This is a genomic window from Sphingobacterium sp. ML3W (genome assembly GCF_000747525.1).
Lineage (GTDB): Bacteria > Bacteroidota > Bacteroidia > Sphingobacteriales > Sphingobacteriaceae > Sphingobacterium.
The window spans coordinates 351,573-369,737 of the sequence record NZ_CP009278.1 but is presented as its reverse complement, the minus strand read 5'-3'; the positions used below and the strand labels follow the sequence as shown (position 1 = coordinate 369,737).

The 18,165-nt window shown below is 37.0% G+C and carries 18 protein-coding genes; 12 read left to right on the top strand and 6 right to left on the bottom strand.

The window, feature by feature from the left end; all coding sequences use genetic code 11:
• Positions 1-53 precede the first annotated feature (53 nt).
• Positions 54-1,094 (top strand): ABC transporter ATP-binding protein, encoded by a 1,041-nt coding sequence (locus KO02_RS01670; protein WP_038695278.1) that lies wholly within the window; start codon positions 54-56, stop codon positions 1,092-1,094.
• Here the strand turns inward: KO02_RS01670 and KO02_RS01665 are convergent.
• From KO02_RS01665 to KO02_RS01655, 3 genes are all read right to left on the bottom strand, one after another.
• Positions 1,084-1,599 (bottom strand): TlpA family protein disulfide reductase, encoded by a 516-nt coding sequence (locus KO02_RS01665; protein WP_038701975.1) that lies wholly within the window; start codon positions 1,597-1,599, stop codon positions 1,084-1,086. The genes KO02_RS01670 and KO02_RS01665 overlap by 11 nt on opposite strands.
• A gap of 194 nt (positions 1,600-1,793) precedes the next feature.
• Entirely contained in the window at positions 1,794-2,639 is an 846-nt protein-coding gene (locus KO02_RS01660; RefSeq protein ID WP_038695276.1) for an alpha/beta hydrolase, read from the bottom strand.
• Between the two features lie 122 nt (positions 2,640-2,761).
• Positions 2,762-3,973: an alanine dehydrogenase gene (locus tag KO02_RS01655; RefSeq protein WP_038695274.1), complete on the bottom strand. Its 1,212-nt coding sequence runs from the start codon at positions 3,971-3,973 to the stop codon at positions 2,762-2,764.
• Positions 3,974-4,099: 126 nt separating this feature from the next.
• On the opposite strand from KO02_RS01655, the gene KO02_RS01650 reads away from it, so the two are divergent.
• From KO02_RS01650 to ytxJ, 5 genes are all read left to right on the top strand, one after another.
• Positions 4,100-6,025 carry a polysaccharide biosynthesis protein gene (locus tag KO02_RS01650; protein WP_038695272.1) on the top strand — a complete coding sequence of 642 codons (1,926 nt, stop codon included), beginning with the start codon at positions 4,100-4,102 and terminating at the stop codon, positions 6,023-6,025.
• 79 nt (positions 6,026-6,104) lie between these two features.
• Positions 6,105-6,782, top strand: a complete 678-nt coding sequence (locus KO02_RS01645) for a tetratricopeptide repeat protein (protein ID WP_038695270.1) — start codon at positions 6,105-6,107, stop codon at positions 6,780-6,782.
• 204 nt (positions 6,783-6,986) lie between these two features.
• A complete protein-coding gene (ribH, locus tag KO02_RS01640) occupies positions 6,987-7,475 on the top strand; it encodes a 6,7-dimethyl-8-ribityllumazine synthase (protein ID WP_038695268.1) in 489 nt (162 codons plus the stop codon).
• A 191-nt stretch (positions 7,476-7,666) separates the two neighbouring features.
• Positions 7,667-8,410, top strand: coding sequence for a hypothetical protein (locus KO02_RS01635; protein WP_144243244.1), 744 nt, complete (start codon positions 7,667-7,669; stop codon positions 8,408-8,410).
• A 1-nt stretch (position 8,411) separates the two neighbouring features.
• Positions 8,412-8,744: a bacillithiol system redox-active protein YtxJ gene (gene ytxJ, locus KO02_RS01630; RefSeq protein ID WP_051959728.1), complete on the top strand. Its 333-nt coding sequence runs from the start codon at positions 8,412-8,414 to the stop codon at positions 8,742-8,744.
• Between the two features lie 49 nt (positions 8,745-8,793).
• On the opposite strand, the gene KO02_RS01625 is transcribed toward ytxJ, so the two are convergent.
• Positions 8,794-9,198 carry an RNA-binding S4 domain-containing protein gene (locus KO02_RS01625; RefSeq protein ID WP_038701972.1) on the bottom strand — a complete coding sequence of 135 codons (405 nt, stop codon included), beginning with the start codon at positions 9,196-9,198 and terminating at the stop codon, positions 8,794-8,796.
• A 116-nt stretch (positions 9,199-9,314) separates the two neighbouring features.
• Between KO02_RS01625 and KO02_RS01620 the strand changes: the two genes are divergently transcribed.
• The 4 genes from KO02_RS01620 to folP all read left to right on the top strand — a co-directional run bounded on the left by KO02_RS01620 (position 9,315) and on the right by folP (position 12,087).
• Positions 9,315-10,133, top strand: coding sequence for a 2,3,4,5-tetrahydropyridine-2,6-dicarboxylate N-succinyltransferase (locus tag KO02_RS01620; protein WP_038695264.1), 819 nt, complete (start codon positions 9,315-9,317; stop codon positions 10,131-10,133).
• Positions 10,134-10,152: 19 nt separating this feature from the next.
• Entirely contained in the window at positions 10,153-10,731 is a 579-nt protein-coding gene (locus tag KO02_RS01615; RefSeq protein ID WP_038695262.1) for an L-threonylcarbamoyladenylate synthase, read from the top strand.
• A gap of 1 nt (position 10,732) precedes the next feature.
• Positions 10,733-11,146 (top strand): DUF4920 domain-containing protein, encoded by a 414-nt coding sequence (locus KO02_RS01610; protein WP_051959727.1) that lies wholly within the window; start codon positions 10,733-10,735, stop codon positions 11,144-11,146.
• A gap of 98 nt (positions 11,147-11,244) precedes the next feature.
• Complete coding sequence (gene folP / locus KO02_RS01605) at positions 11,245-12,087, top strand: dihydropteroate synthase (RefSeq protein WP_038695260.1); 843 nt, start codon at positions 11,245-11,247, stop codon at positions 12,085-12,087.
• A gap of 56 nt (positions 12,088-12,143) precedes the next feature.
• Here folP and KO02_RS01600 read toward each other — a convergent pair whose 3' ends face one another.
• Positions 12,144-13,463, bottom strand: coding sequence for a UDP-N-acetylmuramoyl-tripeptide--D-alanyl-D-alanine ligase (locus KO02_RS01600; protein WP_316929682.1), 1,320 nt, complete (start codon positions 13,461-13,463; stop codon positions 12,144-12,146).
• Between the two features lie 179 nt (positions 13,464-13,642).
• Positions 13,643-14,566: an alpha/beta hydrolase gene (locus KO02_RS01595; protein ID WP_038695259.1), complete on the bottom strand. Its 924-nt coding sequence runs from the start codon at positions 14,564-14,566 to the stop codon at positions 13,643-13,645.
• Between the two features lie 443 nt (positions 14,567-15,009).
• Here KO02_RS01595 and KO02_RS01590 point away from each other — a divergent pair, with 443 nt between their 5' ends.
• Together KO02_RS01590 and KO02_RS01585 are read left to right on the top strand one after the other, a co-directional pair.
• Positions 15,010-16,446: an MFS transporter gene (locus KO02_RS01590; protein WP_038695257.1), complete on the top strand. Its 1,437-nt coding sequence runs from the start codon at positions 15,010-15,012 to the stop codon at positions 16,444-16,446.
• A gap of 85 nt (positions 16,447-16,531) precedes the next feature.
• Positions 16,532-18,151, top strand: a complete 1,620-nt coding sequence (locus KO02_RS01585) for an NADP-dependent glyceraldehyde-3-phosphate dehydrogenase (RefSeq protein ID WP_038695255.1) — start codon at positions 16,532-16,534, stop codon at positions 18,149-18,151.
• Positions 18,152-18,165: the final 14 nt, after the last annotated feature.

Here is an 18,165-nt window from a genome sequence, read left to right as displayed (position 1 = left end):
TATGCTTAATTTTAAGCCGAATCAAAAAATTCGGCTTTTTTATTTTGAAAAATATGTTACAATCTTCTTGTCAATACGTACCCTTTGATAAAGAGGTCCTTGGACTTCCCTATATCCATACTAAAAATCTCAGTTTTTCATTTTCAGAAAAAGCAGAAATCTTAGCCGTAGATCAGGCAGACCTAGGAATTCAAGAAGGTAAAATCACAGCCATTATTGGAGAATCGGGAAGTGGGAAAAGTACCCTTCTTCGATTGATTTATGGCTTACTGGAACCCTTACAAGGTGAAGTTCGCTATAAAGGGTGGTTGGTGCCCACAAGAAAAGATAAATTAATACCAGGTCATCAAGATATGAAACTGGTATCTCAAGGTTTTGATGATTTAAACACATTTGCAAATGTTTGGGATAATGTTGCTTCGCAACTGCCAAACACGAATTTAGAAGCTAAGCACAATAAAACTGCTGCAATTTTGAAAAGATTGCGCATCGACCATCTCGCAAAAAAAAGAATTGCTGACATCAGTGGTGGTGAGAAACAACGCGTAGCCATCTGTAGAGCACTTGTCAATGATCCTAAAGTTCTATTAATGGACGAGCCTTTCAATCAGGTAGATGCTTCATTTAGGGACACCTTACAACAAGATATCAAGCAAATTGTAGTCGATACTGGTCTGACGATTATACTCGTATCGCATGACCCGACAGAAGTTCTTGCCTTGGCGGACGATCTTATTGTCATGAAAGATGGTCGCATTCTGGATCAAGGACATCCCCGCGACCTTTATGAAAGACCTACAAATCCGTACACAGCACAACTACTGGCGAAAAGCAATATCCTAAGTAGTTCCGAAGCTCAATTGCTCGATATCCAAGGCGGATCGACCATCATCATACATCAGGAATGGGTGTCTGTCCATCCTTCAGATAGCGCACATCAATTCACGTTAGTAGATATCCGTTTTAGAGGGTTCTATTATGAATTGGTCGTTTCATCTGGCGAACTACATCTGCATGCCATAACCACAGATCCCGTCAATATGCAGGTAGGTGCAGCAGTATCAATAACAATCCAACAATATATCAGTCTTTAAGCAATATACTGTCCAAGAGAGCAATCAATTCATCGAACTCTTTTGCCTCATAGCCGATGGACTGGTAGATGACTTTACCTTCACCATCAATAATGACGTTGCGTGGAATACCTTGGTCTGCAAATAAACCAAATACGTTTCGTTCTAAATCAGGATAAATAGGCAAAGTAAATTTATGCTCAGCTAAAAAAGGATCAATTTTATCCCAATTCTGTTCGCGGGCTAACACCAAAAGTGAAAACTTCGGATGATCTTTGTATTTATCCCAAACTTCCTTTTGTAACCTCGGAAGTTCTTCTCTGCACGGCGGACACCAAGTTGCGAAAAAATTAAGTAGCACAACCTTTCCTTTTAAATCTGCACTCGAAACCAATGTACTATCCTTACCAGGAACTACAAAGGTGGGAGCTGTTTCATTTAGCTGTACTTTCCATCCGCTATCAGACGTCTGTGCTTCTGCAGCAAAAAACAGGAAGCTAAGAATAAGACCTAAAATATTTTTCATCCGCATATTTTTTTATAACAGGATAATACTTCCGATGCATCAATACGCTCGACACATGCGGATTGTATCATTCCTTAATCTTTCAATTTTCGAAGGCATTTAAGGCTTGCCCTTCGCACTTCATTAATTAATTACCGAATACAAATGGAGTCAATGGGCGCTCTCCACTAAGCTTAAAGCTATCCTAAGCCGAATTAATCGACCCACTCCATAAAACTATCCAACCAAGCTATGGGACTTGTTTTATTAACCAACCCAAAACCGTGGCCACCCTCTTCATAAGTCAACAATTTATTTTTTACATGGGCAGCATCGAGTGCTTCAATCATCAAATAAGTATTCTCAATAGGCACGGCCTTATCATCTTTGGCATGTACAAAAAATACAGGACAAACTTCAGCAGTTACCTGCTTTTCAGATGAAAACTCATTAATCTTATCTAAAGAGGGATGCTCACCTAACAAATTTATTTTAGAACCTTTATGTGTGATGCTATCCACCATTGAGATGACGGGATAAATCAATCCTCCAAAATCTGGAGCTAAGGATACACCAGTAGGATTAGCAATAAATGGGTGATTGAATTTAGTCAGTAAAGTAGAAGCAAGATGTCCACCTGCTGAAAAACCGATCACTCCCACCTTTTTCAAAGTCGGATAACCATTTCGGATAAACTGCATCGCTCGCTGTGCATCTTGTATGGGACCAATACTTTTGTCTACCATGATATTTGGAGAAGGCAATCTATATTTTAGCACAAATGCTGTAAAACCTTCTTTCGTCAATTCTTTTGCCACATCATGCCCTTCATGATCTATGGCAATATGCGCATATCCTCCACCTGGAATTACCAAAACACCAATTCCCTTATCTTTATTGAGCTCAGGTTTATAAACGAATATTTCGGGAATATTACGATTAAACCTTGCCGTATCTTTATTTATGGAATTTGGGATACTATCTTCATATAGCGCAAACTTTTCTTGAGCATTCGCCTGAAACACAATAGAGAAAATAATCATTATTAAAATACTTTTCATCAGAATATAATTTGTTTTTTATCGGTGTTGAAGCTATTATGAGCCAAATATTCTTTCGTGAACTCGCAAACTAAATTCAGCTCGATACTTTGAGTGATTTACGCTCCTAATGGCTCCATAAGCTACAAATTGGTCACAATAATTAAATCTAAGTCCTTCGCAGTCATATCAAATTTCGAGGCAATATCTTTGTTTGTTAATACTCCTTGATATAGATAGGTTGCGCATCTAATTCCTGCATTTCTCCAAATGACATTTTTCACTCCTCCCTGCTCTGCAATATCCAATAATATAGGTGTAAAAATATTAGTCAAAGCATACGTAGCGGATCGCGCAACTCGAGAGGCGATATTGGGTACGCAATAATGGATAACATCGTACTTAATAAAGGTTGGTCTATCATGAGTCGTAATACGGGAAGTTTCAAAACACCCTCCTTGGTCGATACTGACATCTATGATAACCGCATTAGGCTTCATCTCAGAAACGGTCTCGTCGGATATGATACAAGGTGTTCTTCCATTTTTTGAACGCAAGGCACCAATAACCACATCACAACTTTTAACTGCTTTATTAAGAATAGTCGGTTGGATAATGGAAGTATACACGCGACTTCCCAAATTATTCTGTAATCGTCGCAATTTATAAATTGAATTATCGAAGACTTTCACCTGTGCGCCTAAGGCAATTGCGGTTCGAGCAGCATACTCCCCTACCGTTCCAGCACCTATTATAACCATCTCTGTTGGCGGCACACCTGTAATACCCCCTAGCATAAGACCCTTGCCCCCAAAACTATTACTTAAGTACTCCGAAGCTATTAGCGTAGAGGTAGCGCCAACGATTTCGCTCATTGCTCTAACAACAGCTAGACAGCCACCTTCATCACGTAAATATTCATAAGATAAAGCCGTTATTTTCTTTTGAATTAGCGCACGAAGAACCGGTAGCTCCAATAATGATGGTTGAAGGGAAGACATCAAAATCTGATTTTGTTTCATCATACCAACTTCAACTAAGGTTGGAGCCGATATTTTCACGATACAATCTGCTTGATATACCTCCTCGGCTGAGGAGACAATGCGAGCACCTTGTTCACTGTAGTGATGATCCATAAAGTTAGAACCAATACCTGCACCAGTTTCCAAAACAACTTCATGACCATTTTCTACTAAAAGACCGACCGATAAAGGTGTCAAACAAATCCTTCTTTCTTGAAAAGCTATTTCTTTTGGAATACCAATAAACAGTCTTTTTTCCCGAGAAGAATTTGCTAACAAAGTCTCTTGTGGCTGTATCATCGCCTGACTTGCCAATTTACTTAAGTCACTCATTTATTATATACATTACTTTTTAAATTTACTATTTTTATTTAAGCTAAGCAAAAGAAATTAAGCAGTTGAATAGGTTCGTCTTTAGAAAAAAAAGGTACATTTGCACATAAGCACTAAAAAAAAACTATGTTTAATAAACTTAATATCGTTCCTCGCTGGATTATTTTTATATTAGATATTTTTACCGCAGTATGCGCTTTTACCCTAGCCAATATCATTTTTTACAGTTTTGATTTTGCTTTTATACATACAAGCGATTTCGCGATTAGACTGCTTTACGCAATGGGTGTCACTGCAACTTCCTTCTATTTATTCAAGATGCATACCGGTATTATCCGCTATACCAGTGCTGTAGATTCTATTCGTATTCTAACAGCAATAGTTTTCTCAGTTCTTGTTTTCTTGATTATTAAAACTGTGTTTTTAGCGACAGGAGACATGCATACTATACCCGCCTCCTTGATTATTTTATATGCGCTATTTTGCTTTTTATTGCTCACCACCTATAGAACATTTATCAAGATATTCTTTGTTTACACGAAAAATATACGAAGTGAAAGACGCAACACGCTCATATATGGTGCAGGAGATTTAGGCATTACTGTTAAAAGAGCCTTAGACCATGATATCAGATCAAAAAATGCCATTGTTGGTTATTTAGATGACAATGAGCAAAAGATTGGGAAAGTGATTGATGGCATCAAAATTTTTGACCCAAAGAAATTAGGTCAAGTCATCATCGACTTGAACATTGAAGAGGTCATCATTGCTTCTCACAATATACCATTGGAATCTAAAAATGATGTCATCGACATCTGTTTAGCAAAAAAGGTCACGATATTAACGTTGCCTCCCGTCAAGAAAATAATGAATGGGGAGTTAAATCCCAATCAGATACAAAAAATAAAAATTGAAGATCTCCTTGAAAGGTCTCCTATAAAAATCAGCAATACCAATATCTTAAGTCAACTTAAGGGTAAACGGATCTTAGTAACAGGGGCTGCTGGTTCTATTGGTAGCGAAATTGCAAGACAGTTAGGTAGATTTGAGCCGCAGATGATCATTCTTTGTGACCAAGCGGAGTCACCACTACACAATTTACAACTGGATCTACAGGACGAGTACCCGCAGCAGGTCTATCATTCATTTATTGGAGACGTACGTAGTCTTGACCGAATGAAACTGATGTTCGAGACTTTCAAGCCTCATTACGTTTACCATGCTGCTGCATATAAGCATGTCCCGATGATGGAGAATCATCCTTTAGAGGCGGTACATACGAATGTTGTTGGCACAAGAAACATCGCTAATTTAGCGGTTGAATTTGGTGCGGATAAATTTGTTTTTGTTTCAACCGATAAAGCCGTTAATCCCACAAATATTATGGGTGCTACAAAAAGAATTGCCGAGATATATGTACAATCTTTCAACCACTTCTTACATTCAAATAAGCATATTAATGCGAAGACTAAATTCATAACCACGAGATTTGGCAATGTTTTAGGATCGAATGGCTCTGTTATACCCCGATTTAGAGATCAAATCGAAAAAGGGGGGCCAGTAACGGTTACCCACCCCGAGATCACACGTTATTTCATGACCATTCCCGAAGCTTGCCAGTTGGTACTAGAAGCCGGATCTATGGGTGAAGGAGGTGAAATCTTTGTTTTTGACATGGGTAAATCGGTGAAGATTATTGAATTGGCCAATAAGATGATCAAACTTTCAGGCTATATCCCTAATGAGGATATTGAAATCAAATTTACAGGTCTTCGTCCTGGTGAAAAATTATATGAAGAACTTCTCAACGATTTAGAAAACACAATGCCTACGCATCATAAAAAAATCATGATTGCAAAAGTCAGAGAGAATGATTTTCAACAGGTCAATACGCATCTAGAAAACTTAATAGAGGGTATTAGGGTACAAAACAGACATGATGTCGTTTTAGAAATGAAAAGAATTGTACCTGAATTTAAAAGCCAAAACTCCATCTATGAACAAATAGATAAAGAAATTGAAGCCGAAAGAAACTTAGTAAATAGAGTTTAACGTTTATTATAATTACAAATGCTTGCATATTTACAGTAAAATTGTATTTTTGCAATCTATCTTTTTTCATTGAATCATAATGTCTAAAAATCAAAACCAAAATAACGCTGGACAAGCGAATAAACCTTCACAAGGTTCATCTTTTCAGGACAATCAAAAAAGCATCACTTTTATTGTAGGTGGTATTTTTGTGTTAATTATATTGTATTTTGGATATCAAAAGCTTTATTTACAACCAAGAGCTGAAAAAGCAGCTAATGAAATATTTAAAGCGGAAGAATATGCAACAATAGATTCGTTACAAAATCGTGCTATTGAAGGCGACGGCTCTTTCTTAGGATTTAAAGAAATCGCAGATGAATATTCAAACACGAAATCGGCTAACATCGCAAATGCTTATTTAGGAGGTTTATACTTACGTCAAGGAAAATACAATGAAGCCATTGAAGCGCTAGAGAACTACTCGGCAACAGGTAGCGCAGTTCTAGATCCATTGGTAATTGGATTAAAAGGTGATGTATATTCTGAATTAAAAGATTATAAAAAAGCAGCTTCATTTTACAAAGAGGCAGCGGATAAATCCACAAACTCGTATACTACTCCATTATTTTTGAAAAAACTAGGATTAGTATATGAAGCACAAAATGAGTTCAAACAAGCCGCGGATACATACAGAAAAATCAAATTAGATTTCCCTGAAAGTCAAGAAGCAGCTATGATCGATGCTCTTATTGGTCGTGCTCAAGCACATTTATAGCATACAATACTTATTAATCATATTAAAGGTTGCTCTCAAAGGCAGCCTTTTTTTATGGTATCTGCTCAGCAAAAACACATCATAGGCAGATAATACGAACGATAGCAGCCTAGCTTTCACAGGTGCCAACAAAAGATACGAATACTTTTATATCAACATAATTATATTGCGTATCTACGCAAATTTATCTAAGTTTGTTTTAATATGGCAAGTAGCATTAAAAATTTATCCGACTTCTCTCACATCAAAGTTGCAAACGCAAGTCCCTTTAAATTTGGAATTGTTGTAGCGCAGTGGAATGCAGAGATAACTGGAGCTCTACTAAATGGAGCAGTTTCTGGATTAGAAAAGCACGGAGCACAAGAAGAAAATATAACAATCATAGAAGTACCTGGTAGTTATGAATTAATTACTGGAGCTGATATATTATTACGTGATGACTCATTTGACGCAATCATTTGTTTAGGATGCGTGATTCAAGGAGAAACACGCCATTTTGATTTCATCTGTGATGCCGTTGCTAATGGTATCAGTAATGTTGCCATAAAATACAATAAACCTGTTATTTTTGGCGTTCTAACGACAGACAATCAACAACAAGCATTAGATAGGGCTGGCGGCCAACATGGTAACAAAGGTGAGGAAGCAGCAATCACTGCTATACAGATGGCACAGATTAGTGCTCAAAATTAGCCTCATTTCCTCGTATAAAAAGGATTAGGATATTAGCATAGTCTTCGGTTAGATTAAAGATGATATCCAATTTAGCATATGGGCTTATCAAACAAGAATAAAATAATATTGTTATCATATAGTATTTGATCGACTTACGCATTCTGTATAAGATGCGCAAGTCGATTTTATCTTTTATAAAGATTCATATTATGAAAACTATAATAAGAATTGCTTTCTTATACCTTGTCGTGCAATTAAATTTTGCCTTAGGAATAGCACAAGAAAATAATATCCAAAGTAAGCTATGGGCTTCTTTAGGGGGTGCAGACAATTGGCAGGACACAAAATTTCTACTGTTTTCTTGCTCAGGAAACGACAATTCAAATGTATTGAATAGCGATGTCGAGCGATCATTACTTTGGAATCGAGAGACCGGTGAGTGCCGTTTTGAAGCGCAATCTAAAAAAAATGAACAACTTGTCTATTTATTCAATTTCACGACCAATAAGCCCCTCAAACTTTTTATCAATGCTGTGGAGGTAGCGACGATAGATCCAGCATTACAGCAGGATATCCGTCATCAAATCAATGAAGATCTCTATCTCCTATTACTACCGACAATAGGAGATCTCAAAGGAATAAGCTTCTCTGATACAAAAGTGAAATTGCTCAATAATGAGAAACAATTAAGCACGATTGTAGCATACGATGGGGATTTTTATGGTAGTCCAATAAATGGGACTATATTGATTAATGCCAATAGTGGTGAAATAAATGCTTTTGAAAATAGCATCAAATCGATTGACTATCAAATTGATCAATATAAGGATGCGGGATCAGGGTTACGATTGCCCACTTCATTCAATGCCGTCAATAATAAAAAGAAAAGCTGTACATTTACAACTGTTTCTACATTCGAACACGTAGAATCTTCAAAATTTACTGATTTATAATATGATTAACTGGGTTCCTCTAAATAATTTAGACCAACTACAACAGATACTTGATAGTCAACAAGTATGTGCCATTTTCAAACATAGTACTACCTGTGGTATCAGTGGTATGGCTAAGAAAAACTTTGAGCGTTTTGCTAATTTATCGGATAAGTCTTACGATGTTTACTATTTGGATTTATTAGCCTTCAGAGAAATTTCTAATCAAATAGCTTCCATCTGGCATATACAGCATCAGTCGCCTCAATTGTTGATCCTGCAAGGAGATACTTGTATTTTCAATGCTTCACATGGAGAAATTGACTTCGACGATCTTGTTACTTATTTAAAATAGAAAAAGCTACTTAAGTAGCTTTTTCTATTTTAAAATCTATATGATAAACTTATCCTTCTCCTTCCCACCAATCTTCCTTTAAATCGTCAATTTCACGACGATCTCTTTTAGTAGGCCTTCCAGCACCACGATCTCGCTTTAATATTGGGGCATTGAAAACAGATTTGTATGCAGATGTTTCTTCTTCAGGAGTTTGATCTTCATAAAATTGAACGGATGTTTTAGCATCGACCCTCCTTTCGAGTAGTCCCAATACCTTAATAATTTTACGTTCAATTCCCTTTTGCACCTGATAAATATCTCCAATTTTCACAACATAGGATGCCTTTATGTTCTGTCCATTTAATTTTACACGACCAGCTTTACAAGCTTCAGTTGCCAAACTACGTGTTTTAAAAAGACGTATTGACCACAAATATTTATCGATTCGAAGTTTTTCAGTTTCTGTTGCCATTTGTACAAAAATAGTCATATTGACTTAAAATCTGCTGATTATACATTATAAATTGAACAAATTTTAACATATTTGTTCTTAAGTAATAAGAACCATGAATTTTTGATTTATAAAAGATGCTTGAACAATTAAAAAAACTTATTGAAGACGCCTGGGAGGACAGACAACTTCTTGAATATAAAGAATATGCGGAAGCAATTCGTACCGTTATATTAAAGCTTGATACAGGTGAATTAAGAGTTGCCGAACCAATTGGTACGAGATGGCATGTCAATGATTGGATCAAAAAAGCAGTTATTTTATACTTCCCTATTCGTGAAATGAGCGAATCAAGCGCTGGCCCATTCGTTTATTATGATAAGATGAAATTAAAAACGAACTACAAAGAAATTGGCGTTCGTGTAGTACCTGGAGCTTCCGCTCGCTTAGGTGCATATTTAGCTAAAGGCGTTATCTTAATGCCATCTTATGTCAATATTGGTGCTTACGTGGGTGAAGGTACTATGGTGGACACTTGGGCTACTGTAGGTTCATGTGCACAGATCGGTAAAAATGTACACTTAAGTGGTGGTGTTGGTATTGGCGGCGTATTAGAGCCCGTACAAGCTGCTCCAGTTATCATCGAAGATAATGTTTTTGTAGGTTCCCGTACTATCGTTGTAGAAGGTATTCGTGTAGAATCAGAAGCAGTGCTTGGTGCTAACGTGGTATTGACCGCTTCAACTAAAATCATCGATGTATCAGGTCCAGAACCAGTAGAATATAAAGGATATGTACCTGCTCGCTCTGTGGTTATCCCAGGTTCTTACACCAAGAAATTTCCGGCTGGCGAATACCAAGTTCCTTGTGCATTAATCATTGGAAAACGTAAAGAATCAACGGATAAGAAAACATCGTTAAACGATGCGTTACGCGACCATAATGTTGCCGTATAATAAGATAATATAAAAAATAATGGCGCAATTTGTAGATAGGAACGATATTAATCAGGCTTTAGAAGTTCTCAAAAACGGTGGTTTGATTTTATACCCCACAGATACCATCTGGGGTATAGGTTGCGATGCAACGAATCCGGAAGCTGTAGAAAAAGTTTTTCAATTAAAAGGAAGAGCGAAAGATAAAAGCCTCATTATTCTACTACATAATGAAAATCAATTGGCAAGCTACGTCACTGAAATACCAGAAGTAGCCTATCAAATGATTGAATATACAGAAAAACCATTGACCATAATTTATTCAGCAGCTAAAAATTTAGCGCCCAATGTTATTGCTGAAGATGGTTCAATAGGCATTCGTATTGTGAAACATGATTTTTGTCAGCAGCTTTTACAACGCTTTAGAAAACCTCTTGTCTCTACATCCGCCAATTTAAGCGGAGATCCTTCACCAACATGTTTTGATGATATCAGTGCAGAGATTAAAGATCATGTTGACTATATTGTCAATTTTGGTCAACAGGTTATAAGTGATGGTAAATCTTCAAGTCTGATGAAATTAGATCCCAGTGGAAAGTTTGAATTTATTCGAAAATAAGATGAGTATCAAAAAAATAATCTTGCTAGCTGCTTTAGCATTTGGCATTTCATTGCCTAGTGAAGCACAGCAAAAGGAAATTACTCCTGCTCAAATCGGTGTTCAATATGGTAAAAAGGTTGATAAAGCTGGAGCAATTACGGTTGAAAAGCTTGAAAAATCTTTAGAAAAATCACCAAAGTTCACCGGTAAGGTAAGCGGAAAAGTTGTTCAAGTCTGTACAAAAAAAGGGTGCTTTTTAACACTTCAACGAACTGGAGAGAAAGACCCACTAATGGTTCGATTTACCGACTATAGTTATTTTGTACCCGCTGATCTAATTGGCAAAAATGTCGTGTTGGATGGCTATGCAAAAGTAAAAGAATCTACAAATGAGATTACATTTATAGCAGATGGCGTTTTAGTTGTAAAATAAAACATTTAATACCTAAAAAAGGCTATTTTCAATACTGAGAATAGCCTTTTTTAGGTATAGCATCTCTTTATTAATTATGCTTGATATCTTTGCAGAAGATGAAAATGATTAAAACTACCCCCGCTCAATCTATCAACCTGAAAGGTCGGATCATGACATTTGACCGCCCAATCATTATGGGGATTTTAAATGTTACCCCAGACTCTTTTTTTGATGGAGGACAACACAACCATATAGCGCAAACGCTCACCAAGGCCAAACAATTACTTGATGATGGTGCAGATATCATCGATATTGGAGCTTATTCCTCACGACCGGGAGCTACACTGATTACTTCCCAAGAAGAATTAGACCGTGCCCTTCCAGCCATTGTAGCAATCGTGGCTGCATTTCCAGATGCCATACTATCCATTGATACCTTCCGGGCTGATGTTGCTGCAGCCGCTATTCGTGCTGGTGCACATATGGTCAATGATGTATCAGGCGGTACTATCGATCCCCAGATGTTTCATACTGTAGCAAAACTACAAGTGCCCTATATATTGATGCATATGCGGGGCATTCCTGAAAATATGCAAGAATTAACACAATATCAAGATATAGTTACTGATGTAGCAACCTTTTTTGGAGAACGGATTGCAACATTAAGGAGCCTTGGAATCAAGGATATCATTCTTGATCCTGGTTATGGGTTTGCAAAAAATGTAGAACAAAATTATGAGCTCCTTTACCGTGTAGATGAATTGCACTACTTTGGCCTTCCGATACTCGGGGGTATATCCAGGAAGTCTATGATTTATAAGAAGCTGGGACTAAATCCTCAAGAAGCATTAAATGGAACAACAGTACTCAATACCCTGCTCCTTAGTAAAGGAGTCCAATTACTTCGTGTACACGACGTGAAAGAGGCGAAGCAAATTGTAGATTTATTATTTCAATAACGATTATATCAAAAACAAAGGGCCTAATCATCTTTAGGCCCTTTGTTTTTGATAGATTATAATACTTCCAGCAACTTTTCAAAGGCCATCCCTCTCGATGCTTTTAAGAGTATGGTGGAATCAGAGATGGGTTCATTTGCTAACGACATCTTGACATCATTTGTAGTTTCAAAAAATTCTCCTCCGATTTCTTTATGTTCGCAAAAAGCCTTTCCCACAAAAATCAACCGCGCATCCTGAATGGTTTTAGCATACGCAATCACTTTTTTATGCTCATCAAAAGATTCAGCTCCGAGCTCAAACATATCGCCCAAAATAACGACTTTGTGTTCTGCCTCTACGATTCTCATATTCGCCAATGCCGCTTCCATACTCGTTGCATTCGCATTATAATAATCACAAATCACCGTATTACGATCAGTTTTCGTAATTTGGGATCGATTATTTGTTGGTTTATATTCAGAAATAGCCGCATTGATATTCACTAGTGGAACATTAAAATAATGCCCAATAGCAATAGCCGCTAAAAAATTTTCAATATTATATGCCCCTGTCAGTTGTGTATCTGCTTGAAAAAGATCTTCCGATCCCTGAAGATGCCATTCAATTTGTAATAATGGATTTGCTTTAATCAAACGACCAATAACAGCATTAGAGTCTGAAAAACCATATTTCACCACCTGTTTAAACTGGCGTCGTCCAGCCATTTCCGTAAGAAAAAGATTGTCAGCTTGTAAAAATAATGCCCCCTTATTGTCTTGCAACCAATCGTAAAGCTCACCCTTTGTTTTCTTTACACCCTCGAAAGAACCAAATCCCTCTAAATGCGCTTTCCCTACATTAGATATCAGTCCATGGGTCGGTTCGGCTATCCGGCACAAAAAATCAATTTCACCAACATGATTTGCTCCCATTTCAATAATAGCGATTTCAATGTGCTGATCTATAGCCAACAAAGTCAGTGGTACACCGATATGGTTATTTAAATTACCATGGGTAGCGTACGTTTTAAATTTCTTTGATAAAACAGCATTCAACAATTCTTTAGTTGTTGTCTTTCCATTAGTACCCGTAACACCAATAAATGGAATATCCAATTGCCGACGATGATAATGCGCTAAGGCCTGTAGCGTCTCCAATACATTTTCAACTAATACAAACCGATCATCTTGCTGATATTGCTCTTCATCTATGATGGCATATGCCGCACCAGATGCCAAAGCTTGCTCTGCAAATTCATTCCCATTAAAATTCGAACCTTTTAATGCAAAAAAAAGTGAATCAGGTAAAATATGGCGTGTGTCTGTCGATACAACAGGGTATTGCTTAAATAAGTGATATAATGCTTTCAATTCCATTCTTAAAAACGTTTTCATGATGACGGCAATAAATCACAATCATCAAACAAATATAATGATTTAGAAAACGATAAATCAGCACAAAAATTCCAATATAATAACAAGTAAAAATCAGTATAATTAAACAATCCTTATTCTTGATTTAGATCGAGCTGAAATACAGCTAGGACAGCTGATCTATGTAGGTAAATTGCTAATTAGAGTGTTTTATCTAAAAAAGCAATCATTTTATCGACCATTGGTCCAAACCAAGGGTTGAAAAACCAAAATGTATGTGGTGAATCTTCAAATTCAAAAACCTCAGAATAAATACCAAAATCATTCATCTTACTGATCATATCACTCCTTCCTGCATGGAAACGAGGAATAGCACTATTCAAAAATAATGTCGGAGCAGTTAACGAATTGACTTTGAACAAAGGAGATGCGTCGTCCCAATGTGCAGGATTCTGTTGATATGTTCCCCCCAACCAAAATGAAGCCATTTCCCCCTCTTCCGACTCAGGATGGTCAAAAGCAAGAATCCCATCAATATTGACCACAGATTTAACAAATGATTTTTTATTACTATGTGTATTTGACCCCAGCAAACTAGCCAATTGTCCACCTGAGGAGGTGCCGACAACCCCAATTCTTTTCATATCAATAGGCAATTGCTTTTGGCTTTTAGCCCATAAAATGGCATCGATCAGATCGTCATAAGCAGCAGGGAATTTCGCTTCTAGCGAAAGCCTATATTCTACACTCAACACCACATATTTATCAGCCAGGGCCTTCGCCATCGTAGCCATCATCTCTTTATTGCCAGAGCGCCATCCTCCACCATGTATCAAAATGAGACATGGATAAATACTGTCAAAATTTTGAGGGAGGTAGGCGTCCAATGATAATATCCTATCCACGGTCTTTTTATAAGGAATCTGACGAATTTTCAAAACATGAGTATCTGTTTTTTCCGCCAAAGAAATATAGGCTCTCTTCTTGCTTTCCTTGACAAAAGTATTTTGTATTGTAAACGAGGTATCCACCTTTAATTGTTCTTGAGCAACACTAGACAAGAACAAAAGATTAAAAACAATAAGCCAAAAACAATTCTTCAATATTTCTAAATTTTCATTCATTTCCTGATGTTAACATAAGTGCTACAGGTACAAATCCCTTTACACCATTTTTTTAAGCTACAGCTCTTAATAATGGTTGGATTTTAATCTCAACCCAATATGAAGCATAAAAGAACCATCTGTATATCTCCTCAAATCAGAAGCAAATTATCGAATATATTTGTTGAAACCTCATAAAAAATACGCTAAATTTTCACAACTGACTACAGATCGTACAGCTTTAAAAGAAAATATCAATGAAAACGTTTTCGTAAATATAAGCTGTTGTTTTTGCCCAACTTATTATTAGAAGCCTTAACTTTAACGTATATCTATAACCATTTATCAACCTAAATAACAAGTAATTACTTGCCAATAGATATGGATACACTTGTTTAGGAAGTTAAAACAATAAACTTATTTTTCTTTATACCAATAATATATAGAAAAAGTAAACCAAAAAGATGAACAATAATAAACCAACAAAGTATCGCTGGAGCGTTTGTGCCCTCCTTTTTTTTGCTACCACTATAAACTATTTAGATAGGCAAGTACTTTCTTTAACTTGGAAAGACTTTATCAGCCCCGAGTTTCACTGGACAAACAACGACTACGGAAACATTACGGCTTTATTTTCCATATTTTATGCCGTAAGCATGTTATTTGCAGGACGTTTCGTAGATTGGATGGATACAAAAAAAGGCTTTCTTTGGGCTATTGGTATTTGGTCAATTGGTGCTATTCTTCATGCATTCTGCGGCATCGTTACAGCGGGGCAACTGACGGGAAATTGGATTTTTAACTTCGAGGAGTCCAAAGCAGCAATAGCAACGGTTAATGATGTTGGTTTAGTAATCAGTACAAGTGTCACCTTATTCATTTTTGCACGTTTTATATTAGCAGTAGGAGAAGCGGGGAACTTTCCTGCGGCAATTAAAGCAACTGCAGAATATTTCCCAAAAAAAGATCGTGGCTTATCGACCAGTATCTTTAATGCAGGGGCAACCATCGGCGCATTAGTAGCACCCATAACCATACCCACAATTGCCAAACACTATGGTTGGGAGATGTCCTTTATTATTATTGGAGCGCTGGGTTTTATATGGATGGGATTTTGGGTATTTATGTATAAAAAACCTGAAGAACACCCTAAGGTTAATGAAAGTGAGCTAACCTACATCTTACAAGACTCTGCTCATCATACAGAAGAACAAAAATCCAATGAAAAGATAAGAGTCTCTTTCCTCGAATGCTTTAAACATAAACAAACATGGGCTTTTGCCTTTGGAAAATTTATGACAGATGGTGTGTGGTGGTTTTTTCTATTTTGGATGCCTGCTTACCTCAGTAGCGTGTATGACATTAAGTCGTCGGATACACAGGGACAACTCGCTATTTTTGTTTTATATGCGATTACACTATTCTCCATCTACGGCGGATATCTGCCCACACTCTTTGTTGAAAAGAAAGGTATGAATCCCTATGATGGCAGAATGAAAGCGATGTTAATTTTTGCATTTATTCCATTAATAGTATTATTTGCACAACCATTAGGCTATATTTCCTATTGGGTTCCAGTAATCTTTATTGGGATAGCGGGAGCTGCACATCAATCTTGGTCGGCTAATATTTTCTGTACCGTCGGCGACATGTTTCCAAAGAAAGCTATTGCTACAGTAACCGGCATCGGTGGTTTAGCAGGAGGTTTAGGTGCATTTATCATCAACAAAATATCAGGTGTTCTTTTTGATTATGCTAAAGAAACACAAATGAAATTTATGGGGTTCAATGGAGAGGCTGCGGGTTATTTCATCATTTTTTCCTTTTGTGCTTTTGCCTATCTTATTGCGTGGGTAGTCATGAAGGCATTAGTTCCAAAAATGAAAATTGTAAATTTATAACGGAAATTTTGTAGATTTATAAAATATTGTATCTTTATAATATAAATAATTCAACACCTAATCCAAAATTAAATTAAACTCTAAAATGAACTTAGAATTAGAAAGTATTTTCTACGAGGAGAGTAACATCCCTCCTGAATTTACGCTTCAACAACAAGTCGATCAACGCGAGTTCCTTTCTGATGGGGAAATGATTCCTTGGGAAGGTCAAATCAATGAAGTTTTTTCACCGATATGTGTTAAGACCAAGGATGGTCTTCAACGAAAACGCATCGGTAGTTTCCCTGTATGTACAGAAAAAGAATCAATGGCTGCGTTAGATGCTGCTGTTAATGCTTTTGATAACGGACGCGGAGAATGGCCAACAATGAGTGTCGCTGATCGCATTACTTGTGTCGAGAATTTCACGAAAAAAATGATCGAGAAGAAAGACATCGTTGTCAAATTGATCATGTGGGAAATCGGAAAATCATTCACTGATTCTATTAAAGAATTTGATCGTACAGTAGAATACATTTATGCAACTATCGACGCTTTAAAAGATATCGATAGACAATCATCAAGATTCGAGATAGAACAAGGTATCATTGCGCAGATCAGACGTTCACCACTAGGTGTAGTACTTTGTATGGGGCCGTTCAATTATCCTTTGAACGAAACCTTTACCACGCTAATACCGGCATTGATAATGGGGAATACGCTGTTATTCAAACCACCTAAGCATGGTACTTTATTACATTACCCTTTATTAGATGCCTTCAGAACAAGTTTTCCTAAAGGTGTGGTCAATACCATCTATGGTAGAGGTAATAATATTGTTCCGAGCTTGATGCAGTCTGGAAAAATTAACGTTTTAACTTTAATTGGATCTAGTAAGGTCGCAAATGAATTAAAAAAACTACATCCAAAAGTAAATCGTCTTCGTGCCATTTTAGGTTTAGATGCCAAAAATGCTGCGATTATTACAAAAGATGCAGACCTCAATTTGGCCGTATCAGAAACGGTGCTAGGTTCACTATCATTCAATGGGCAACGTTGTACAGCAATCAAAATAGTGTATGTACACCGCAGTATTGCTCAGGAATTCTTGAAACGCTTGACAGTTGAAGTAGAGAAACTGAAGTTTGGTATGCCTTGGGAAAAAGGAGTCTCGTTGACCCCACTACCTGAATTGAATAAACCTGCTTATCTAACGGAGTGTATCGAAGATGCGATTGCGAATGGAGCAAAAGTCATTAATCCAAATGGCGGACAAGTTGCGGAATCATTTGTATATCCTGCAATTGTGTATCCCGTAAATGCCAATATGAAACTTTACAGAGAAGAACAGTTTGGCCCAGTTATCCCTGTAGTTCCATTTGATGACTTGGAGGAACCAATTGAATATCTGATTGAATCATCTCATGGTCAGCAAGTAAGTATTTTCAGCAACAATGCAGCTGTGATATCATCTTTAATCGATCCACTAGTGAACCAAGTAAGTCGTGTAAATATTAATTGTCAATGCCAAAGAGGACCAGACAACTTCCCGTTTACTGGCCGTAAAGATAGTGCCGAAGGCACTTTATCGGTTGTTGATGCATTACGTGCATTCTCGATTCGTTCACTTGTCGCAGCGAAATTCACGGATGAAAACAAAAAAATACTGAACGAAATTGTAAGTAGCAATAGCTCCAATTTCTTAAGTACCAAATACATCTTTTAAACAAAAAAAGGGGC